This window comes from Ochrobactrum sp. 19YEA23, assembly GCF_029909865.1.
Taxonomy (GTDB): domain Bacteria; phylum Pseudomonadota; class Alphaproteobacteria; order Rhizobiales; family Rhizobiaceae; genus Brucella; species Brucella gambitense.
The window spans coordinates 104,072-121,259 of sequence record NZ_JASAMQ010000009.1 but is presented as its reverse complement, the minus strand read 5'-3'; the positions used below and the strand labels follow the sequence as shown (position 1 = coordinate 121,259).

The following is a 17,188-nucleotide window of genomic DNA, read 5'->3' as shown; positions in this document are numbered from 1 at the left end:
TCGTCCTCCGAATTTCTCAAAAATCTCGCTTGACCGTCTATGCGGCAAGGTCTAATAGAATGGGAACCGTACCGTACGGTACAAGAGGAGGAAGTAACCCGTGACTGATGGTAGCGACGAATTGCAGGCTCAAAAGCAGCAGGCTCTTTCGCCGCGTCAGAACGATGTTCTGGAGCAGGCGTTGCGCCTTCTTGTTGAAGGCGGAGACCGCGCTTTGACGACGGCGAGCATTGCGCGTGCCGCCAACTGTTCCAAGGAAAGCCTCTATAAATGGTTTGGCGACCGCGACGGTCTTTTGACAGCGATGGTTCGCTGGCAGGCCTCCAAGGTTCGCGTTGTGCCGCTGGCGCGCGAGAAGCTTGACGCGGAGTCGCTTTTCTCAAGTCTGGAGCACTTCGCCCGCGACTGGTTGCTGGTGCTTTCGGGGCGCACGTCGATTGCGCTTAACCGTCTGGCGGTCAGCCATGCGGCATCGGGCAAGTCGGCGCTGGGCGATATCGTTCTCTCCAACGGACCGGTGGCCATGGCCAAGCGCCTGATGCCGATCCTTGAAATGGGGATGGAAGCGAAGCTGCTCGCTTTCGACGATATCGATGAAGCATTTCGCACGTTCTTCGGGCTTGTGGTCCGGGACATGCAAATCCGGTTGCTGTTGGGCGACCGGCTGGAACTGACTGACGACGTGGTCATCCGGGACGCCCGGCGCGCCACCAAGCAGTTTTTCGCTCTGTATGGAGCCTAATCAGATCGGCTGACGCAAGAAGGCCAGAGAATAAACTGGAAACGAAGGGAATAGGAAATGCGCGTTTATTACGACCGGGATGCAGACGTTAACCTGATCAAGTCCAAGAATGTGGTTATCGTCGGCTACGGCAGCCAGGGCCGCGCCCATGCGCTGAACCTGAAGGATTCCGGTGCTGCCAACGTGCGCGTCGCCCTTCGCGAAGGTTCCGCAACCATCAAGAAGGCCGAAGCTGACGGCTTTCAGGTGATGAGCGTCGCTGATGCCGCCAAGTGGGCCGACCTCATGATGATGGCGACCCCGGATGAACTGCAGGCTGACATCTACCGCGACCACATCCACAGCAACCTGCGCGACGGCGCTGCGATTGCTTTCGCACACGGCCTCAATGTTCATTTCGGCCTCATCGAGCCGAAGAAGTCGGTCGACGTTGTCATGATCGCACCGAAGGGCCCAGGCCACACGGTTCGCGGCGAATACCAGAAGGGCGGCGGCGTGCCTTGCCTGATCGCCATCCATCAGGATGCTTCCGGCAATGCCCATGACCTCGCTCTGTCCTACGCTTCGGGCGTTGGCGGCGGCCGTTCGGGCGTCATCGAAACCACCTTCAAGGAAGAGTGCGAAACCGATCTGTTCGGTGAGCAGGCTGTTCTCTGCGGCGGCGTTGTCGAACTGATCCGCACCGGTTTCGAAGTTCTGGTTGAAGCCGGCTACGCACCGGAAATGGCTTACTTCGAGTGCCTGCACGAAATGAAGCTGATCGTGGACCTGATCTACGAAGGCGGCATCGCCAACATGAACTACTCGATCTCGAACACCGCTGAATGGGGCGAATACGTCACCGGCCCGCGCATCATCACTGCCGAAACCAAGGAAGAAATGAAGCGCGTTCTGAAAGACATTCAGACCGGCAAGTTCACGTCCGATTGGATGCAGGAATATCGTGCAGGTGCTGCTCGCTTCAAGGGCATCCGTCGCAACAACGATGCGCACCAGATCGAAGAAGTTGGCGAAAAGCTCCGCGCCATGATGCCGTGGATTGCAGCGAACAAGCTGGTGGATAAGGCTCGCAACTAACCGTTCGAGCTTCCATGACGAGCAAAAAGAGGGGGCGTTTCAAACGCCCCTTCATTACTTGACGCTGGATGGTTGGATTGATCGCGATTAAGCCGCGAACGAAAAGAACCAAAACACAGCGCCAGCTTTCCGTTTCATGCACGCCGAAGGCCAAAAGAATTTCGAATAGCTTTATTCCATAGAAGCATGGGAAAAGCTGTTCTCGTTGGTCTAAAATTGCGCTAGAGCTTCCCCCTATTAGCTAGGGTTTGAGGAGATCTGGCTAGTACGAATTCCATCAGATGGATGGTTAAGTCTAATTGAGGAGATTTCCCGTGTTGGACTGGGAAAATGTTTTTGCAACGCGCTCCAAACGCATGCGCGCATCGGAAATCCGCGAACTTTTGAAGCTTCTGGAACGCCCGGACATTATTTCGTTTGCCGGTGGCATTCCCGATCCGGCGCTGTTTCCGCATGAAGCCTTTCAGGCTGCCTATAAGGAAACGCTGACGGGCGCTGAGGCAAATGCCGCACTGCAATATTCGGTATCCGAAGGCTACAAACCGCTGCGCACATGGCTCGTTGGCGAACTGGCCAAGATCGGCATTCCGTGCACCGAGGACAATGTTTTCATCACCTCCGGTTCGCAGCAGGCGCTCGACTATCTCGGCAAGCTGTTCATTTCGCCCAATGATACGGCGCTGGTGACTGCGCCGACCTATCTCGGCGCTTTGCAGGCATTCAATGCCTATGAGCCGACCTACGATACGCTGTCGATCACGGGCAACCGCACGCCTGAATCCTATGCGCAGGCCGCTGAAAAGGCGGGCGGCAAGGTGAAGTTCAGCTATCTTTCGGCGGACTTCTCGAATCCGACCGGCGAAACCGTCGATCTGGCTGGCCGTGAAAAGCTTCTGGCGCAGGCTGATGAGCTGAATATCCCGATCATTGAAGACGCAGCCTATCAGTATCTGCGCTACAATGGCGATGCCGTGCCGCCGATCCTTTCGCTCGACATTGCTCGCAATGGCGGCGACATCGAAAAGACCCGCACCATCTATTGCGGCTCTTTCTCGAAGACCCTCGCACCGGGTCTGCGTGTTGGCTATGTGGTTGCCTCGAAGAACGTGATCCGCAAGCTCGTGCTCATGAAGCAGGCGGCTGACCTTCATTCTTCGACCATCAATCAGATCGCGATCTATCATGTCGCGACGCATGGATTTGATGCGCAGGTTGCCAAGGTCGCCAAGGTCTACAAGCATCGCCGCGACCGCATGCTGGAAGCCCTTGCCAAATATATGCCGGAAGGCACCAGCTGGACCAAGCCTGAAGGCGGCATGTTTATCTGGGTCACGGTGCCGGAAGGCATGGATGGCGCGCAGCTGCTGGCATCTTCCATTGAGACCGAGAAGGTCGCGTTTGTTCCGGGTAAGGCATTCTTCGCCGATGCCAGCGGCGCGAACACGCTGCGTCTCAGCTATTCCTGCGCCAATGACGAAATGATCGACGAAGGCATCATGCGGCTTGGCCGCCTGATCCGCACGCACAGCAAGGCTGCTGCCGCCTGATCATCAAAAGAGAATTGAAAAGGCCGGGTTTAACCCGGCCTTTTTCGTTGGCTCGTCTTTTATTGAAATGGCGAGTTGCAGCTGGTGCGCGGCCCGGCCAGCGGCTGATACGTGTCATCGGAACTGCGATAGCTTTGATAGCGATTTGAGCACCACTGCATGTGATTGACGCTCGGTCCCAAGCGCTGAACCTGCGGACGAGTCGATGGGCGCACATCCAGCGGTTCGCCGTTCTTGTAGCGCAACACACCTTCGCCGGAGATATAGCTTTCACTGTTGCGGCAGGTGACCGAGCCGTAGCATCCCGGCGAATTCGGGCCGGGGCGATTGGTATTCGAATTGGGATTGACGATTGGCGGTCTGGCTGGCTGCAAGGATGGCAGATAGGGCGTCTTGCGCAATTCGACAGCCATAGTTGGCGCGGCAAAGCCGACCGCAAACAGGCTGGAAATCATGGCTGCGCACAGGGCTTTCTTGAGCATTACGACCTTTGCCTTTCATGCATGGGAGGCGGGCATTCGCTGTCGTCATACACCCAATATGGGTGTTTTATCTTCCAAAATCATCCGCTCGGGGGAAAAATCCCGGCTCGGCCAAGAAGTCCTTGCCAATCGCGATGCAAGTGGCGAGATTGCTCGCACATGTTTACGATAGCCACATTCAATGTCGAGAATCTGATGCGCCGGTTCGATTTTTCCGGCTTTCGCAATGAATTGCATCAGGACCGCAGCCTGCAATTGTTCGAAATCAGTGATGAGGCGCAATACCGTCTGCTGGAGCAGGCGCGTGCTGTCGCCCATGCCGACGACACGCGACAGATGACGGCGCTGGCAATCGCCGAGACGCGCGCCGACATTCTGTGCTTGCAGGAAGTCGACAATCTGGCCGCGCTCAATGCCTTCGAATATGGCTATCTTTTCAAGATGATTGGCCATGGCTATCGACACAAATATCTGATCGACGGCAATGACAGCCGTGGCATTGATGTGGCCGTCATGATCCGTGACACGACCCGCGACGGCCAACCCATCGAGGTGGGCGAGGTCACCAGCCACGCACATCTGACCTACACTGATTTCGGACTTTATGAGCCTGTTCTGGCCGAGCTTGGCATTGAACCGCATGACCGTATTTTCAAGCGGGATTGCCTGAATGTGGATTTGCGCATTGCGGGCAAGCCACTGTCGCTTTTTGTGACGCATCTCAAATCCATGACCGGGGCTCGCAACGGCTTTGACGGGCGCACAGCATCCCTGCCAGTACGCCGCGCCGAGGCACGGGCGATCCGCCGTATCATCGAAGACAAGTTCGGACCGGCCAAGGCAGCTGATCGGCGCTGGCTGATCTGCGGCGATTTCAACGACTATCGCGAGCGCATCCTTATCGGCGGCGATGAATGGAACGGCTATGACTTCACGCCGGCTCAGGAAGAGGAAAGCGCGCTCGATGTGCTGCTCGGCGACGGCTTTGCCGTCAACCTCGTGGAGCGCCGCCCTGTCATGGATCGGTGGACGCTCTATCACACACGCGGACCGCAGGAGCGACATCTTTGTCAGCTTGATTACATCCTGGCGTCACCATCCTTTGCTTTGAAGAATGAAAGTGCGGTACCGCAGATCGTCCGGCGCGGCCAGCCATGGCGCACGGTGTTTCCACCGGACCAGCAGGTGGAACGCTATCCGCGCACGGGCTGGGACCGGCCGAAAGCCAGCGATCATTGCCCGGTTGCCGTGACATTGAACATTGTCTGAGAAGCAGGACCTAATTCTTATGGAACATGTGCGGGAAAATACGGTTCATGTCATCGATGACGTCGATGTCCGTGTCGTTCCGGGGCCGCTGGAATATACCCGGCAGCATGAACAGACGATTGCGCTCAACTGGAAGCGTGAACAGACTGCAAAACCAGCCCTGTTCGATGGCGAAATCTATCTGGCACCGGAGGCGATACTGTCCGATGGTGTTTTGGAGGCGGGGTTCAAGCGCAGCAGCTTTGCCACGCTGATGCATTGGCGTAACGATCCGGAGCCGATCCGTCCGTGGCATATCTTTGGCGTGGGCGTCATCGTTTCAGGGGAGGGCCACCTGATCGCGGCGCGCATGGGCCTGCAAAATGCCGGCGGTGGCCGCATCTATTTCCCGGCAGGATCAATCGACGATAACGACATTGTCGAGGGGCGCGTGGATTATGTCGCCAACATGCAGCGCGAGGTGCAGGAGGAAACCGGGCTTGATCTGGCCGACGCAGAAGGCGAGGCGCAGCTCAATCTGGTGACCGGCAATCGCAGCATTGCTTTGTTCCGTCGTTACCAGTTTGATGCGCCGTCGCGAGAGCTGGTTTCCGGGATCGAAAATTTCGTGGCTTCACAGGCGGAACCGGAGCTGGCCGAGATCATTCCTATTACGGGTGCGGGCATGATGGGTGATGCAACGCCGTCTTATGTTCGCGCTTTTGCCGACTGGCATTTCAGCCATTGAACAAATAAGCCAGACTTGCTGATGACAGAGCCGATAAATTGGCTATGCTCGCACTGAATTCTATAAATGTGATGCTTGAATATAATTGTTGAAGACACTGGTTCTGGTTTATTTCCGAAAAAGTGTCGAGGGGAGAATGAGGGATGAGTGAAGCCGCTGTTTCCGGCCGTTTTTATGAGGTTTTCGACGTTTTCGCCGAGAAAGCTCTGGCTGGAAATCCGTTGGCCGTCGTCCATGACTGCGAAGGGCTGAATGACGCCCGCATGCAGGCCATCGCCCGCGAGTTCAATCTGTCCGAGACCGTTTTCATTTTTCCGCCTGCCAATCCCGCCCATGAAGCTGCCGTGCGGATTTTTACGCCCGATTACGAACTGCCTTTCGCCGGCCATCCGACGGTGGGTGCTGCCGTTTCACTGGCGCGTCGCCGCAAGACAGGCGATGAGGCCGACCGGCTTGTTGCGCTGGAAGAAAAAGTTGGCATTGTACGCTGCGGTGTCATTCTGGGTGACAACAGCGCATTTGCTGAATTCGATCTGCCGCGCTTGCCGGAGAAGGTCGATGTGCGGGTTGAAAAAGAAGAAGCCGCCGCTGCCATCGGGCTTGGAACCCACGAGATCGGTTTTGAGAACCATGTGCCCGGGGTCTGGAGCGCAGGGACGCCTTATCTGCTCGTGCCGGTTAGCAATCTCATTGCCGCGGCCAAGGTGTCGATCGATCCGGTCTTTGTCACCGAGAACCTGCCGCATGTCGATGGCCGTCCGCTGCCGATCTATGTCTATTGCCGCGAGACGATCCTCTTCAACAGCCATTATCATGCGCGCATGTTCGTGACTGGTGCGAACGTCTATGAAGATCCGGCGACGGGTTCGGCAGCCGCCGCCTTTGCCGGAATGATCCAGCAGAACGACAAGCCGGTGGATGGCAGCTCGCAATGTTGGGTTGAGCAGGGCATGGAAATGGGGCGTCCATCGCTCATCCGTCTTGAACTCGACGTCAATGGGCAGAAGCTCACGGGCGCGCGCATCGGCGGCACGGCGGTCAAGATTGCCGAGGGCCGACTGTTCATCTGACGCGATTTGTTTTCGCGCCATTGATCGCTGTCAAGGCAATCTCGCTGCCCTATGTATTAGGAGTATTGAGAGAGCTTTTTCAGGAGACGACGCGCCATGATGATCAAGGAAATGTCGGACTACGATCTTCGGGAGATGATTCAGAATTCGCATGTGGGGCGGCTGGCTTATATTCTGGACGACCGCCCCGTTATCGTGCCGATGAGTTTCCGATTTAACGGCGGGTCGCTCTATTCCTTCACAACCGATGGCCAGAAGACCGCCGCCATGCGCAAGAACGATGCTGTCTGCATCCTGTTTGATCACATTGTATCGCGTACCGAATGGAAAACCGTGGTGCTGCACGGTCGTTATCGCGAAATCGCCCGCGAAGACGAGAAGGCGGCCATCGTCAATATCATGTCCGCAGAGCCGACATGGTGGGAACCGGCCTATACGAAGACCGTCACGAAGGACGGCGGCACGCGCAAGCTGGAGCCGGTTTTCTTCCGCGTTGATGTCGAAAGCGCCAGCGGTCACCAGACAAGCTAACCGCCGCGATTTTCTATCAGATTGGGCCTATCGAACGACGAGCACCGGAACGGTGCTGCGCGTAACGACTTCATAGGTCTGGCTGCCAAGCAGCAGGCCCTTGAAGCCGCGCCGCCCGTTTGAAGCCATGACGATGAGATCGCTGCCAAGTTCTGTAGCGGAATCGATAATGGCCGTTGCCGGGTGCTGGGCAACCACATGCAGCGTGTGGATTTCCGTACCGGTTTCTGCTGCGAGTTCCTTTGCACGCGCCAGTGTCGTCTCGGCGAAGTCGTTCCATTCCTGTTCGAAACGTTCGATGAAAGCGGGGCTGTCGGTCCAGCCGCCCGGCAGGCCGGAAACGGAATAGGGCGCGGTGACCGTCACGACCGTGACCTTGGCCCCGACGGCTTTGGCCAGCTGGAATGCATGCACGAGACCGCGCTCCGCAAATTCCGATCCATCGGTCGTGGCGATTATATTCTTGTACATGAGCCCTCGCTTCTTCAGATTCCGCTTTAAGCTAGTGCCTAAAATGACCATATCCAAGCCTTGGCCGTATTGTTTGCGGACGGAAATGCAAAATCAAAAGCGGAATGCCCATGCCTCTCGACATATCGCCGTCCACGCCCTCTCATTGTGATGCGTTTCAGGCAAGCTGGATCGCGACCGTTCTCAATCTCGACTGGCCGTCGCGGGCATCTTCGAAAATCGAGAATGATGAGGAACGTATCCGTCGGCAAAAGCAAGAACTGGTGAAACTGTTCGACGAAGCGTCGGAACACGGAATCAATGCGGTTGTATTTCAGGTGTCGCCAGCGGCGGATGCATTTTATGCGTCATCCTACCTGCCGTGGTCGTCCTATCTCACCGGGACACTCGGCAAGAATCCGGGCTTCGACCCGTTGCAGTTTGCCATCGAGCAGGCGCACAAGCGCGGTATCGAACTGCACGCATGGCTCAACCCCTATCGGGTTTCGATGGACGTCAAGGCATCGACGCGCAAGGAGCTGAAAACCTCCTCCAAGGATTCGCCGTCGAGTGTCTACAAGACCCATCCGGCATGGGTGGGCGTGTCGGCGGATCGCTATGTTCTTGATCCCGGCATTCCTGCCGTGCGTCAGTGGGTAACGAACATCACCGCCGAGGTCGTCCAGAAATACAATGTCGATGGGATTCAGTTCGACGATTATTTCTATTACGAAACCGCGTCTTCGCCTCTGGATGACGACAAGACCTACGCCCGTTTCGGCACACGCTTTGCCAGCAAGTACGACTGGCGGCGCTACAATACCTATGCGCTGGTTCGGGAGATTTCCGACAAGATCAAGTCGATCAAGCCGAATGTACGCTTTGGTATCAGCCCCGGCGGTGTCTGGCGTAACAAGGCTGATGATCCGTTGGGTTCGGCCACGCGCGCGGGCAAGACGAACTACGACGGCGACTTTGCCGATACGAGGCGCTGGGTCAAGGACGGCCTGATCGATTATATCGCGCCGCAGGTCTACTGGTCGTTCGACCGCAAGGCCGTGCCATACGACACGATTGTAAAATGGTGGGCGGATACGGTTCGCGGTACGAAGACCGATCTCTATATCGGCATGGCGCTTTATCGCGCCGGAACGGCCACCGCATCGGAACCGGGCTGGCAGGCAGGCGGCGGCTTAAGCGAGGTCAAGCGGCAGCTCGAACTCAACGCGTTACTGCCGGAAGTGAAGGGCAGTATCCTGTTTCGGCAAGGGTTTCTGTCAGAACCGAAGCTCAAGAATGTGTCCAGCTATTTGAAGAAGAGCTGGGGTAAGTGCGGTCAGAAATGATGCATTCCTGCGGTCAACTTTGATCCTAATCAAAGTGCGGTTCGTGCAAAGTTGCTAATGCTCTAGCCGTTGCTGGTTTCCACCAGAATCGGCGACCCGGGATGCCCAGGCCCTAAAAGGCATCCCGGCATTCATCCATCTGTCGAGCGCATATCAGCGCGATCTTCCGTACCGCCGTCTTCGGCAGCCAGCGGGTGCTGTCGGCGTTGCCCCTCTATTTCACCAAATCGGCACCCGCGCTTCTCATTCGCTCTGAATTCAGCAGAAATTCCCAAAGAAGTTGCGAGTATTTCAGCACTTGTTGATTCAGGTCAAAGCAATAGAAAATCGGGGCCTGTATGCAGGACCGCGACGGCATTTACTTTATCACGCGTTAATTAGCATTTGCTGGTTGTCAACTTGCGCAGTTGTTCCATATCCTCAACCTAGCGGTTCTCCGATTATTATCGAGCGGGGCGGTGGGCATGCGAACAGCCAGACAGGTGAGAACCACCTGCCAATGCTTTGAATTAATTCGGAAATAATGCCGGCATTTTAGATATTGCAAAGAGGGTGTTTCGCATGAGTTCCAACCGCAAGCAATGGATTGTGGCTGCAGTGGTGGCGGCGCTGGCCGTCGGTGGTTATTATGCCTGGAAAGCCATGAACGGCAGCGGATTGCCCGACGGAATTGCCTCGGGCAATGGCCGTATCGAAGCGACCGAAATCGATATTTCGACCAAGAGCCCCGGGCGAATCCGCGAAATACTTGCGAATGAAGGTTCTTTCGTCAAACAGGGCGAAATCCTTGCGCGTATGGATACCGACCAGCTTGAAAGCCAGCGCGCGCAGGCGGAGGCGCAATTACGCCGCGCGCAGATCGGTATAGAGACGGCGCAAGCCCTTGTCACACAACGCGAAGCGGAATTCGCAGCCAATCAGGCGACGGTTGCCCAGCGCAATGCGCAGCTCGATGCAGCTCAGCGGCGTCTGGCGCGCTCGCAGGCTTTGACCCAGTCGCGGACAGTTTCCGAACAGGTACTCGATGATGATCGGGCCAGCGCGCAGGGCGCTCAGGCCGCAGTCGAGGCTGCGAAGGCGCAGCTTGCTGCCAGTGAAGCGGCTATCAGTGCAGCCAAGGCGCAGGTTGTCGATGCAGAGGCGTCGGTGGAAGCAGCCAAGGCGGCGATTGCCAGCATTGTTGCAGATATCAACGACGCAACCTTGGTCGCGCCGACGGCGGGGCGTGTGCAGTATCGCGTTGCTCAGCCCGGTGAGGTGCTTTCGGCAGGCGGTCGCGTGCTCAACCTCGTCGATCTGGGCGATGTTTATATGACGTTCTTCCTGCCGACCGCGCAGGCTGGCCGCGTGGCAATCGGCGCCGAGGCCCGCATCGTGCTGGATGCCGCGCCGCAATATGTCATTCCGGCCACGATTTCCTTCGTTGCCGATGTCGCCCAGTTCACGCCGAAAACGGTTGAAACCGAAGAGGAGCGTCAGAAGCTGATGTTCCGCGTCAAGGCAAAGATTCCGCCGGAGTTGCTTCAGAAGTATATCCAGCAAGTGAAAACCGGGCTACCAGGCATGGCCTATGTCAAGCTCGATTCCGCTGCTGAATGGCCGAAGAACCTCGCGGAAACCGTAAAATGAGTGAAGCTTCGGTCCAGTCTGGGGCGGGAGACGACAGCTTTGTCGTTCGCGCGAAGGGCGTAAAGCTGTCCTATGGCGCTGCGCAGGCGCTGCGCGACGTTAATCTCGATATTCCCGCCGGGCGGATGATTGGCCTGATCGGTCCTGATGGTGTCGGCAAGTCGAGCCTATTGTCGCTCGTTTCGGGTGCGCGCAGCATGCAGGAAGGACATATCAAGGTGCTTGGCGGCGATATTGCCGACCGGAAGCATCGCGAATCCGCCTATCCGCGCATCGCCTATATGCCGCAAGGTCTCGGCAAGAACCTTTATCCGACGTTGTCAGTTTTCGAGAATATCGACTTTTTCGGAAGGCTATTCGGCCATGACAGGCAGGAGCGGGAGCGGCGCATTGCTGATCTTCTGGCTCGCACAGGCATGTCACCTTTTGCGGATCGCCCGGCAGGCAAGCTCTCCGGCGGCATGAAGCAGAAGACGAGCCTCTGCTGCTCGCTGATCCACGATCCTGACCTGCTGATCCTTGATGAACCGACTACTGGTGTTGATCCCTTGTCACGTCGTCAGTTCTGGGAATTGATCGACGATATCCGCAAGGATCGGCCGGGGATGAGTGTCATCGTCGCGACAGCCTATATGGAAGAAGCGGAGCGCTTCGACTGGCTTGTCGCGATGAATGACGGGCAGATTTTGGCGACGGGTACGCCGAAGGAACTGCTGGAACGCACGGGCACCCCCAATCTGGATGCGGCCTTCATCGCATTGCTGCCGCAGGAATTGCGGCAGGGGCATAAGGAAATCGTCATTCCGCCCCGCGCGCCGGGTGCTGATGCGGAGATCGCCATTGAAGCCGAACATGTCACGGTTCGGTTCGGTAATTTCACGGCGGTCGATAATGTGAGCTTCCGCATTCCACGCGGTGAAATCTTCGGGTTCCTCGGCTCCAACGGCTGTGGCAAATCCACGACCATGAAGGTGCTGACCGGACTTCTGCCTGCAAGCGACGGCATTGCGCGCTTGTTCGGGCGCGAGGTCGATCCGAAGGATATCGATATCAGGCGTCGCGTCGGCTACATGTCGCAGGCCTTTTCGCTTTATTCAGAGTTGACCGTTCTTCAAAATCTGGAGCTTCACGCCAAGCTGTTCGGTATGGAGCCGGAACTGACGGCGCGACGTATCAAGGAACTTTCCGAGCGTTTCGATCTGGCTGGTGTGATGGATGAACTGCCGGATTCCATGCCGCTCGGCATCCGCCAGCGCCTGTCTCTGGCGGTGGCGTTGATCCATTCGCCGGATATCCTCATTCTCGATGAGCCGACTTCCGGCGTGGATCCGGTGGCGCGTGATGCTTTCTGGGAAATTCTTGCCGATCTATCGCGCAGGGACAATGTGACCATTTTCGTCTCGACCCACTTCATGAATGAAGCGGAGCTGTGCGACCGCATTTCATTGATGCATGCGGGCAAGGTGCTGATCAGCGACACGCCAAAGGCGATCACGGCAAGCCGCAATTCGGCTACGCTTGAAGAAGCCTTTATCGCCTACCTGACTGAAGCCATCGGCGAGACGGCCCAACCGGCTGCACCCGTTGCAGAAGAGACGCCAGCGCCGGTTCAGGCCGCGACGGGCCACGCCAATCCTTCTTCAAGCTGGCTTCCCAATCCGCGCCGCATGCTTGCTTACACACGGCGCGAGGCGCTGGAGCTGAAACGCGACCCGATCCGCGCGACGCTTGCCATTTTGGGCACGGTGATTTTGATGTTCGTGATTGGTTACGGCATCAATCTCAACGTCGAAAACCTGACATTTGCGGTGCTTGACCGCGACGACACAACGGTCAGCCGCGACTACACGCAGCAGATTGCCGGGTCGCGTTATTTTACCGAAATGCCTCCGATCACCGACTATGACGATCTCGACCGGCGGATGCGCAACGGTGAGATCAGTCTCGCCATTGAGATACCGCCGCGCTTTGGCGCAGATATTGCGCATGGGCGGCCTGTCGAGGTGGCGGCGTGGATTGACGGCGCTATGCCAACCCGCGCCGAAACGGTGCGCGGTTATGTGCAGGGCATGCATGCCAACTGGCTGACGCAAAAAGCGCGCGAGCTTTATGGCAATGCGGCGACGGTGGGCAATTTCAATCTGGAAATTCGCTATCGCTACAATCCCGATGTTCAGAGTCTGGTGGCGATGGTTCCAGCCGTCATTCCAATGCTGCTTTTGATGATCCCGGCCATGCTCGCGGTTCTGAGTGTGGTGCGCGAAAAGGAACTTGGCTCCATCATCAATTTCTATGTGACGCCGGTGACCAAGTTCGAGTTTCTGTTCGGCAAGCAATTGCCCTATATCGCGCTCGCCTTCCTCAACTTCCTGATGCTGACGGCCTTTGCGGTCTTCATCTTCCGGGTGCCGTTTACGGGGAGTTTCCTCACCTATGCAGCGGCGGCGCTGCTCTATGTCATCATCGCGACCGGTATGGGACTGGTGCTTTCCACCTTCATGAGCAGCCAGATCGCAGCCATCTTCGGTACTGCCTTGCTGACACTCATTCCCGCGGTACAGTATTCCGGCATCATAGATCCGGTTTCGTCATTGCAGGGTGCGGGCGCATTTATCGGCAAGATTTATCCGACGACCTATTTCGTGACCATCTCGCGCGGGGTGTTTTCCAAGGCGCTGGATTTCGGCGATCTTGCCGGGTCGTTCATCCCGTTGCTGATCGCAATTCCGGTACTGACGGTGCTGGCCATTCTCCTTCTCAAGAAACAGGCGGGCTGAGATGCGGATAGCCAACATACTTCAGCTCGGCATCAAGGAACTGCGCGGTCTCGCCCGCGATCCGATGCTTCTACTCCTGATCGTCTACGCGTTCACGCTGGCGGTCTATACGTCCGCGCGAGCGCAGCCGGAAAACCTCAGTAATGCGGCCATCGCCATTGTCGATGAGGATCAGTCGCCGGTCTCCAGCCGTATCACCGCCGCTTTCTATCCGCCTTATTTCGTGCCGCCCAAGCTCATTTCGTCTTACGAAATGGACAGTCGCATGGATGAGGGGCTGGACACGTTTGCGCTGAACATTCCGCCCAATTTCCAGCGCGATCTGCTGGCCGGGCGGTCGCCGACCATCCAGCTTAACGTGGACGCAACCCGCATGAGCCAGGCTTTCACCGGCGGCGGTTATGTCCAGTCCATCGTTTCCGGTGAGGTGAACGAGTTTCTGAACCGCTATCGTGGCACGGCGGACACGAAGGTCGATCTCAATTTGCGATCCCGCTTCAATCAGGACCTGAACAAGAGCTGGTTCGGCGCGATCAACAATGTCATTTCGTCGGTCACCATGCTGTCGATCATCCTGACGGGCGCGGCGCTCATCCGCGAGCGCGAACACGGAACCATCGAGCATCTGCTCGTCATGCCGGTAACGCCTGTTGAAATCATGGTCAGCAAGGTCTGGTCCATGGGGCTGGTCGTGCTGGTGGCTTCGGCTTTTGCGCTGGTCTTTGTCGTGCAAGGCCTGCTGACAGTGCCGGTTTATGGGTCTGTCCTCCTGTTTCTGGCCGGTGCCGCATTGCAGCTTTTCGCAACGACAAGCCTCGGTATTTTCCTGGCGACGGTTGCCGGTTCCATGCCGCAGTTCGGCATGTTGCTGATGCTGGTCCTGATGCCTTTGCAGGTGCTTTCAGGCGGGATGACCCCGCGGGAAAGCATGCCGGACATCATCCAGAACATCATGCTGGTGGCGCCCAACACGCATTTCGTCATCTTGGCGCAGGCAATCCTGTTTCGAGGGGCAGGCATAAGCGTGGTGTGGCCGCAATTTCTGGCCCTGATCGTCATCGGATCGGTGCTGTTTTACTTTGCGCTGCAACGTTTCCGGGCGTTCTTGCGCTAGAGCGGTCGGAACCGCTTTAGCCATTTGTTTTCACGCATTATCCTACGCAAAACCGCTGCGCACTTTTGCTGGAAATGCTCGAACCAAAGCCTTTTGAAAACAATGCCCTGAATCGCTTCGTTGAGAATGCGATTCAGGGCGAAGCCTTTTTGGCGCATTGCCAATCCGGGTCAGCCTTGCTAACGCTCGAAACAGGAAACGGTTTCGCTGTAAAAGGCGGATGAAAAGGGAACGCGGTGAGGCCATCTGGCCAATTCTGCGACTGCCCCCGCAACTGTAACCGGAGAGCTATCTTCCATAATCGCTGAGGCGATTAAGCCACTGAGTGCAGACGCATTCGGGAAGGCGGAAGAACAGCGGCGACCCGGAAGTCAGGAGACCTGCCGTATCCGGTCACCTAGTTTCGACGCGGGGCGTGTCGGGGCGCGGCTTTCCGTAGCGGTGACATTGAACAAATGTTGCCGCCGGAACGAGAGACGGGGTTTCCCTTATTTCTTCGACCTGCGGTCAGGCAATGCTGCCTTGCAGGAGAAGACCTAGGTGCATATTTCAAAATTATCGATTTTGCTGACTGCGGCTTTTGCTGCTGTAAATCCGCTTGACGCATCTGCGCAAACCGCCAGTGCTACGGACGATGCGAATGCAGGTGTGGTGCTCGACACAATCGTCGTCACTCCGCTTCGCCGTGCGACCTCGTTGCAGCGATCGACATCTTCGGTCACGGTCATCGATACGGCTGAAATCGAGCGCTCGGCAGCACCCGACCTGCAATCTTTGCTGAAAACCTATAGCGGCGTTTCGATCAGGACAAATGGCGGGCAGGGGTCCAAGTCGGACATTTATCTGCGCGGCATGTCGTCCACGCAAACGGTCGTGCTGGTCAACGGCGTGCGTTCTGCCTCGGCAACAGACGGCACAACGGCGCTGGCCAATATTCCACTGACCTCCATCGAGCGTATCGAGATCGCCAAGGGCGGTCATTCGGCCCAATATGGCGCTGATGCGATGGGCGGTGTCATCAACATCATTACCAAACAGGGTGGAGCCTGCGGCGAGCGCTCATGGTGCGGCAGCCTGACCACCGGTGTCACTCATCCCTGGGGCGGATATGCATCCGGCTCGATACAGGGACAAAGCGCTGCTGGTGTCGATTATGCCTTTGGCGCGGCGATAACCGGCACGCAGGGCTATGATTTCACCAGCTCTGATGCGTTTGGGCACGAGCCGGATCGGGACGGCTTTCTGCAAGGCTCGTTCAACTTCTCGCTTGGAAAAGACTTCGACTGGGGCAGGCTCTATGCGGACGGGCTTCTGAGCCGGGGCCGCAATCAGTATGACGCCACTGCTCCATACGCGAATGAGGCTTACAGCACTGCGTTCACGGGAAAAGTCGGTACGCGGATCGATCATACGGATGATTGGTCTTCGACGCTTGAGTTCAGCAGCGGCATCGACAGTAGCCGCAATTTCCGCAAGGGCGTGTCCGGCTCCGACCGGTATGAAACCAAGCGCTATGGCGTCTTCGCTTCCACGGAGAAAAGTTTCGAAACGGGTAAGGCAAAACACGTTGTCACCGGCGGTGTAGAAGCCTATCGCGAGACCATCGATTCCACTGTCGACTATGACGAGACGGGGCGCAATCTGGCGGCGGTGTTCGGCCAATATTCTCTGGAATATGAAGCACTGCGCGTGGATGGCGGCGTGCGTTACGACCACAATCAGCAATTCGGCGACGTTACAACTTATAATATCGGCGCGAGCTATGAGATTGTTCCCGATCTCGTTCTGCGCTCCTCTTATGCGACCGGCTTTCGCGCGCCGACATTCAACGAGCTTTATTATCCCGGTTATGCCAATCCCGATCTGGAGCCGGAAAAGTCGCGCTCCTATGAAGTGGGGCTGAACTGGCAGATTTCGGCCGCGACCAGCCTCGATCTTGCGCTCTATCGCAACGAACTGCGCGATGCGATCATGAGCACAGCGCCTTCCTATCTGCCCTATAATGTGGCCCGCGCGCAGATTACGGGCTTCGAGGCGACACTGGGCCATCGCTTCAATGACCAGTGGGGTGTGAAGGGTGTGCTGGACTTCAAGCGTCCCATTGATGAAGAAAACGACACCGATCTTGCCTATCGCGAACGTTTCAAGGCGACCGCCGAGGTGAACTATACGCCGTTTGAGGGGCTCGACCTGACGGGCCGTGTCTTTTACGGCGGTTCGCGCTATGCCGATGCGGCAAATACGCAGAAGCTCGGCAGCTATGTGACGGCCGATTTCGTGGCGCTCTATGCCATCGACAAGCAGTCCAAGCTTAAGTTGTCGGTCGAGAACATCTTTGACAAGGACTACCAGACGACCTCCGGCTATATTGCACCGGGCCGTACCTTCAATATCGGCCTGACGCGTAATTTCTGAGGTTTTCGACAG

14 protein-coding genes and 1 riboswitch are annotated in these 17,188 nt (G+C 57.1%); of the genes, 12 read left to right on the top strand and 2 right to left on the bottom strand.

Going from position 1 to position 17,188, the window contains the following annotated elements:
* Positions 1-100: 100 nt before the first annotated feature.
* The 3 genes from QBD01_RS20810 to QBD01_RS20800 all read left to right on the top strand — a co-directional run bounded on the left by QBD01_RS20810 (position 101) and on the right by QBD01_RS20800 (position 3,366).
* Positions 101-742, top strand: a complete 642-nt coding sequence (locus QBD01_RS20810) for a TetR/AcrR family transcriptional regulator (protein ID WP_182521087.1) — start codon at positions 101-103, stop codon at positions 740-742.
* Between the two features lie 57 nt (positions 743-799).
* On the top strand, positions 800-1,819 hold the full coding sequence (gene ilvC / locus QBD01_RS20805) for a ketol-acid reductoisomerase (RefSeq protein WP_078339362.1): 1,020 nt from the start codon (positions 800-802) through the stop codon (positions 1,817-1,819).
* Between the two features lie 314 nt (positions 1,820-2,133).
* Positions 2,134-3,366, top strand: coding sequence for a PLP-dependent aminotransferase family protein (locus tag QBD01_RS20800; protein WP_280994352.1), 1,233 nt, complete (start codon positions 2,134-2,136; stop codon positions 3,364-3,366).
* 59 nt (positions 3,367-3,425) lie between these two features.
* Here QBD01_RS20800 and QBD01_RS20795 read toward each other — a convergent pair whose 3' ends face one another.
* Positions 3,426-3,848, bottom strand: coding sequence for a BA14K family protein (locus QBD01_RS20795; protein ID WP_280994351.1), 423 nt, complete (start codon positions 3,846-3,848; stop codon positions 3,426-3,428).
* A gap of 159 nt (positions 3,849-4,007) precedes the next feature.
* On the opposite strand from QBD01_RS20795, the gene QBD01_RS20790 reads away from it, so the two are divergent.
* The 4 genes from QBD01_RS20790 to QBD01_RS20775 all read left to right on the top strand — a co-directional run bounded on the left by QBD01_RS20790 (position 4,008) and on the right by QBD01_RS20775 (position 7,445).
* Positions 4,008-5,117 carry an endonuclease/exonuclease/phosphatase family protein gene (locus QBD01_RS20790; RefSeq protein ID WP_280994350.1) on the top strand — a complete coding sequence of 370 codons (1,110 nt, stop codon included), beginning with the start codon at positions 4,008-4,010 and terminating at the stop codon, positions 5,115-5,117.
* Positions 5,118-5,136: 19 nt separating this feature from the next.
* The gene (locus QBD01_RS20785) at positions 5,137-5,844 is read left to right on the top strand and encodes an NUDIX hydrolase (RefSeq protein ID WP_280994349.1); all 708 of its coding nucleotides are present in this window, start codon (positions 5,137-5,139) and stop codon (positions 5,842-5,844) included.
* A gap of 143 nt (positions 5,845-5,987) precedes the next feature.
* Positions 5,988-6,914: a PhzF family phenazine biosynthesis protein gene (locus QBD01_RS20780; protein WP_280994348.1), complete on the top strand. Its 927-nt coding sequence runs from the start codon at positions 5,988-5,990 to the stop codon at positions 6,912-6,914.
* 96 nt (positions 6,915-7,010) lie between these two features.
* Positions 7,011-7,445, top strand: coding sequence for a pyridoxamine 5'-phosphate oxidase family protein (locus tag QBD01_RS20775; protein ID WP_078339357.1), 435 nt, complete (start codon positions 7,011-7,013; stop codon positions 7,443-7,445).
* 27 nt (positions 7,446-7,472) lie between these two features.
* Here the strand turns inward: QBD01_RS20775 and QBD01_RS20770 are convergent, their stop codons facing one another.
* Positions 7,473-7,916 carry a universal stress protein gene (locus tag QBD01_RS20770; protein ID WP_280994347.1) on the bottom strand — a complete coding sequence of 148 codons (444 nt, stop codon included), beginning with the start codon at positions 7,914-7,916 and terminating at the stop codon, positions 7,473-7,475.
* 110 nt (positions 7,917-8,026) lie between these two features.
* On the opposite strand from QBD01_RS20770, the gene QBD01_RS20765 reads away from it, so the two are divergent.
* The 5 genes from QBD01_RS20765 (at position 8,027) to QBD01_RS20745 (ending at position 17,176) form a co-directional block, all read left to right on the top strand.
* Positions 8,027-9,241 carry a glycoside hydrolase family 10 protein gene (locus tag QBD01_RS20765; protein ID WP_280994346.1) on the top strand — a complete coding sequence of 405 codons (1,215 nt, stop codon included), beginning with the start codon at positions 8,027-8,029 and terminating at the stop codon, positions 9,239-9,241.
* Between the two features lie 561 nt (positions 9,242-9,802).
* A complete protein-coding gene (locus QBD01_RS20760; RefSeq protein WP_280994345.1) occupies positions 9,803-10,870 on the top strand; it encodes an HlyD family efflux transporter periplasmic adaptor subunit in 1,068 nt (355 codons plus the stop codon).
* Positions 10,837-13,647 (top strand): ribosome-associated ATPase/putative transporter RbbA, encoded by a 2,811-nt coding sequence (gene rbbA / locus QBD01_RS20755; protein ID WP_392391456.1) that lies wholly within the window; start codon positions 10,837-10,839, stop codon positions 13,645-13,647. The genes QBD01_RS20760 and rbbA overlap by 34 nt, the downstream gene beginning before the upstream one ends.
* Position 13,648: 1 nt before the next feature.
* Entirely contained in the window at positions 13,649-14,761 is a 1,113-nt protein-coding gene (locus QBD01_RS20750) for an ABC transporter permease (RefSeq protein ID WP_280994343.1), read from the top strand.
* A gap of 182 nt (positions 14,762-14,943) precedes the next feature.
* A riboswitch (cobalamin riboswitch) is annotated at positions 14,944-15,164 on the top strand.
* A 137-nt stretch (positions 15,165-15,301) separates the two neighbouring features.
* On the top strand, positions 15,302-17,176 hold the full coding sequence (locus QBD01_RS20745) for a TonB-dependent receptor domain-containing protein (protein WP_280994342.1): 1,875 nt from the start codon (positions 15,302-15,304) through the stop codon (positions 17,174-17,176).
* Positions 17,177-17,188: the final 12 nt, after the last annotated feature.

What these genes read in the sequence shown, in the direction of transcription:
- QBD01_RS20780 (WP_280994348.1), top strand. Translation starts at nt 5,988, where the DNA reads ATGAGTGAAGCCGCTGTTTCCGGCCGTTTTTATGAGGTTTTCGACGTT.
- QBD01_RS20775 (WP_078339357.1), top strand. Translation starts at nt 7,011, where the DNA reads ATGATGATCAAGGAAATGTCGGACTACGATCTTCGGGAGATGATTCAG.
- rbbA (WP_392391456.1), top strand. Translation starts at nt 10,837, where the DNA reads ATGGCCGAAGAACCTCGCGGAAACCGTAAAATGAGTGAAGCTTCGGTC.
- QBD01_RS20795 (WP_280994351.1), bottom strand. Translation starts at nt 3,848, where the DNA reads ATGCTCAAGAAAGCCCTGTGCGCAGCCATGATTTCCAGCCTGTTTGCG.
- QBD01_RS20790 (WP_280994350.1), top strand. Translation starts at nt 4,008, where the DNA reads ATGTTTACGATAGCCACATTCAATGTCGAGAATCTGATGCGCCGGTTC.
- QBD01_RS20765 (WP_280994346.1), top strand. Translation starts at nt 8,027, where the DNA reads ATGCCTCTCGACATATCGCCGTCCACGCCCTCTCATTGTGATGCGTTT.
- ilvC (WP_078339362.1), top strand. Translation starts at nt 800, where the DNA reads ATGCGCGTTTATTACGACCGGGATGCAGACGTTAACCTGATCAAGTCC.
- QBD01_RS20785 (WP_280994349.1), top strand. Translation starts at nt 5,137, where the DNA reads ATGGAACATGTGCGGGAAAATACGGTTCATGTCATCGATGACGTCGAT.
- QBD01_RS20760 (WP_280994345.1), top strand. Translation starts at nt 9,803, where the DNA reads ATGAGTTCCAACCGCAAGCAATGGATTGTGGCTGCAGTGGTGGCGGCG.
- QBD01_RS20750 (WP_280994343.1), top strand. Translation starts at nt 13,649, where the DNA reads ATGCGGATAGCCAACATACTTCAGCTCGGCATCAAGGAACTGCGCGGT.
- QBD01_RS20770 (WP_280994347.1), bottom strand. Translation starts at nt 7,916, where the DNA reads ATGTACAAGAATATAATCGCCACGACCGATGGATCGGAATTTGCGGAG.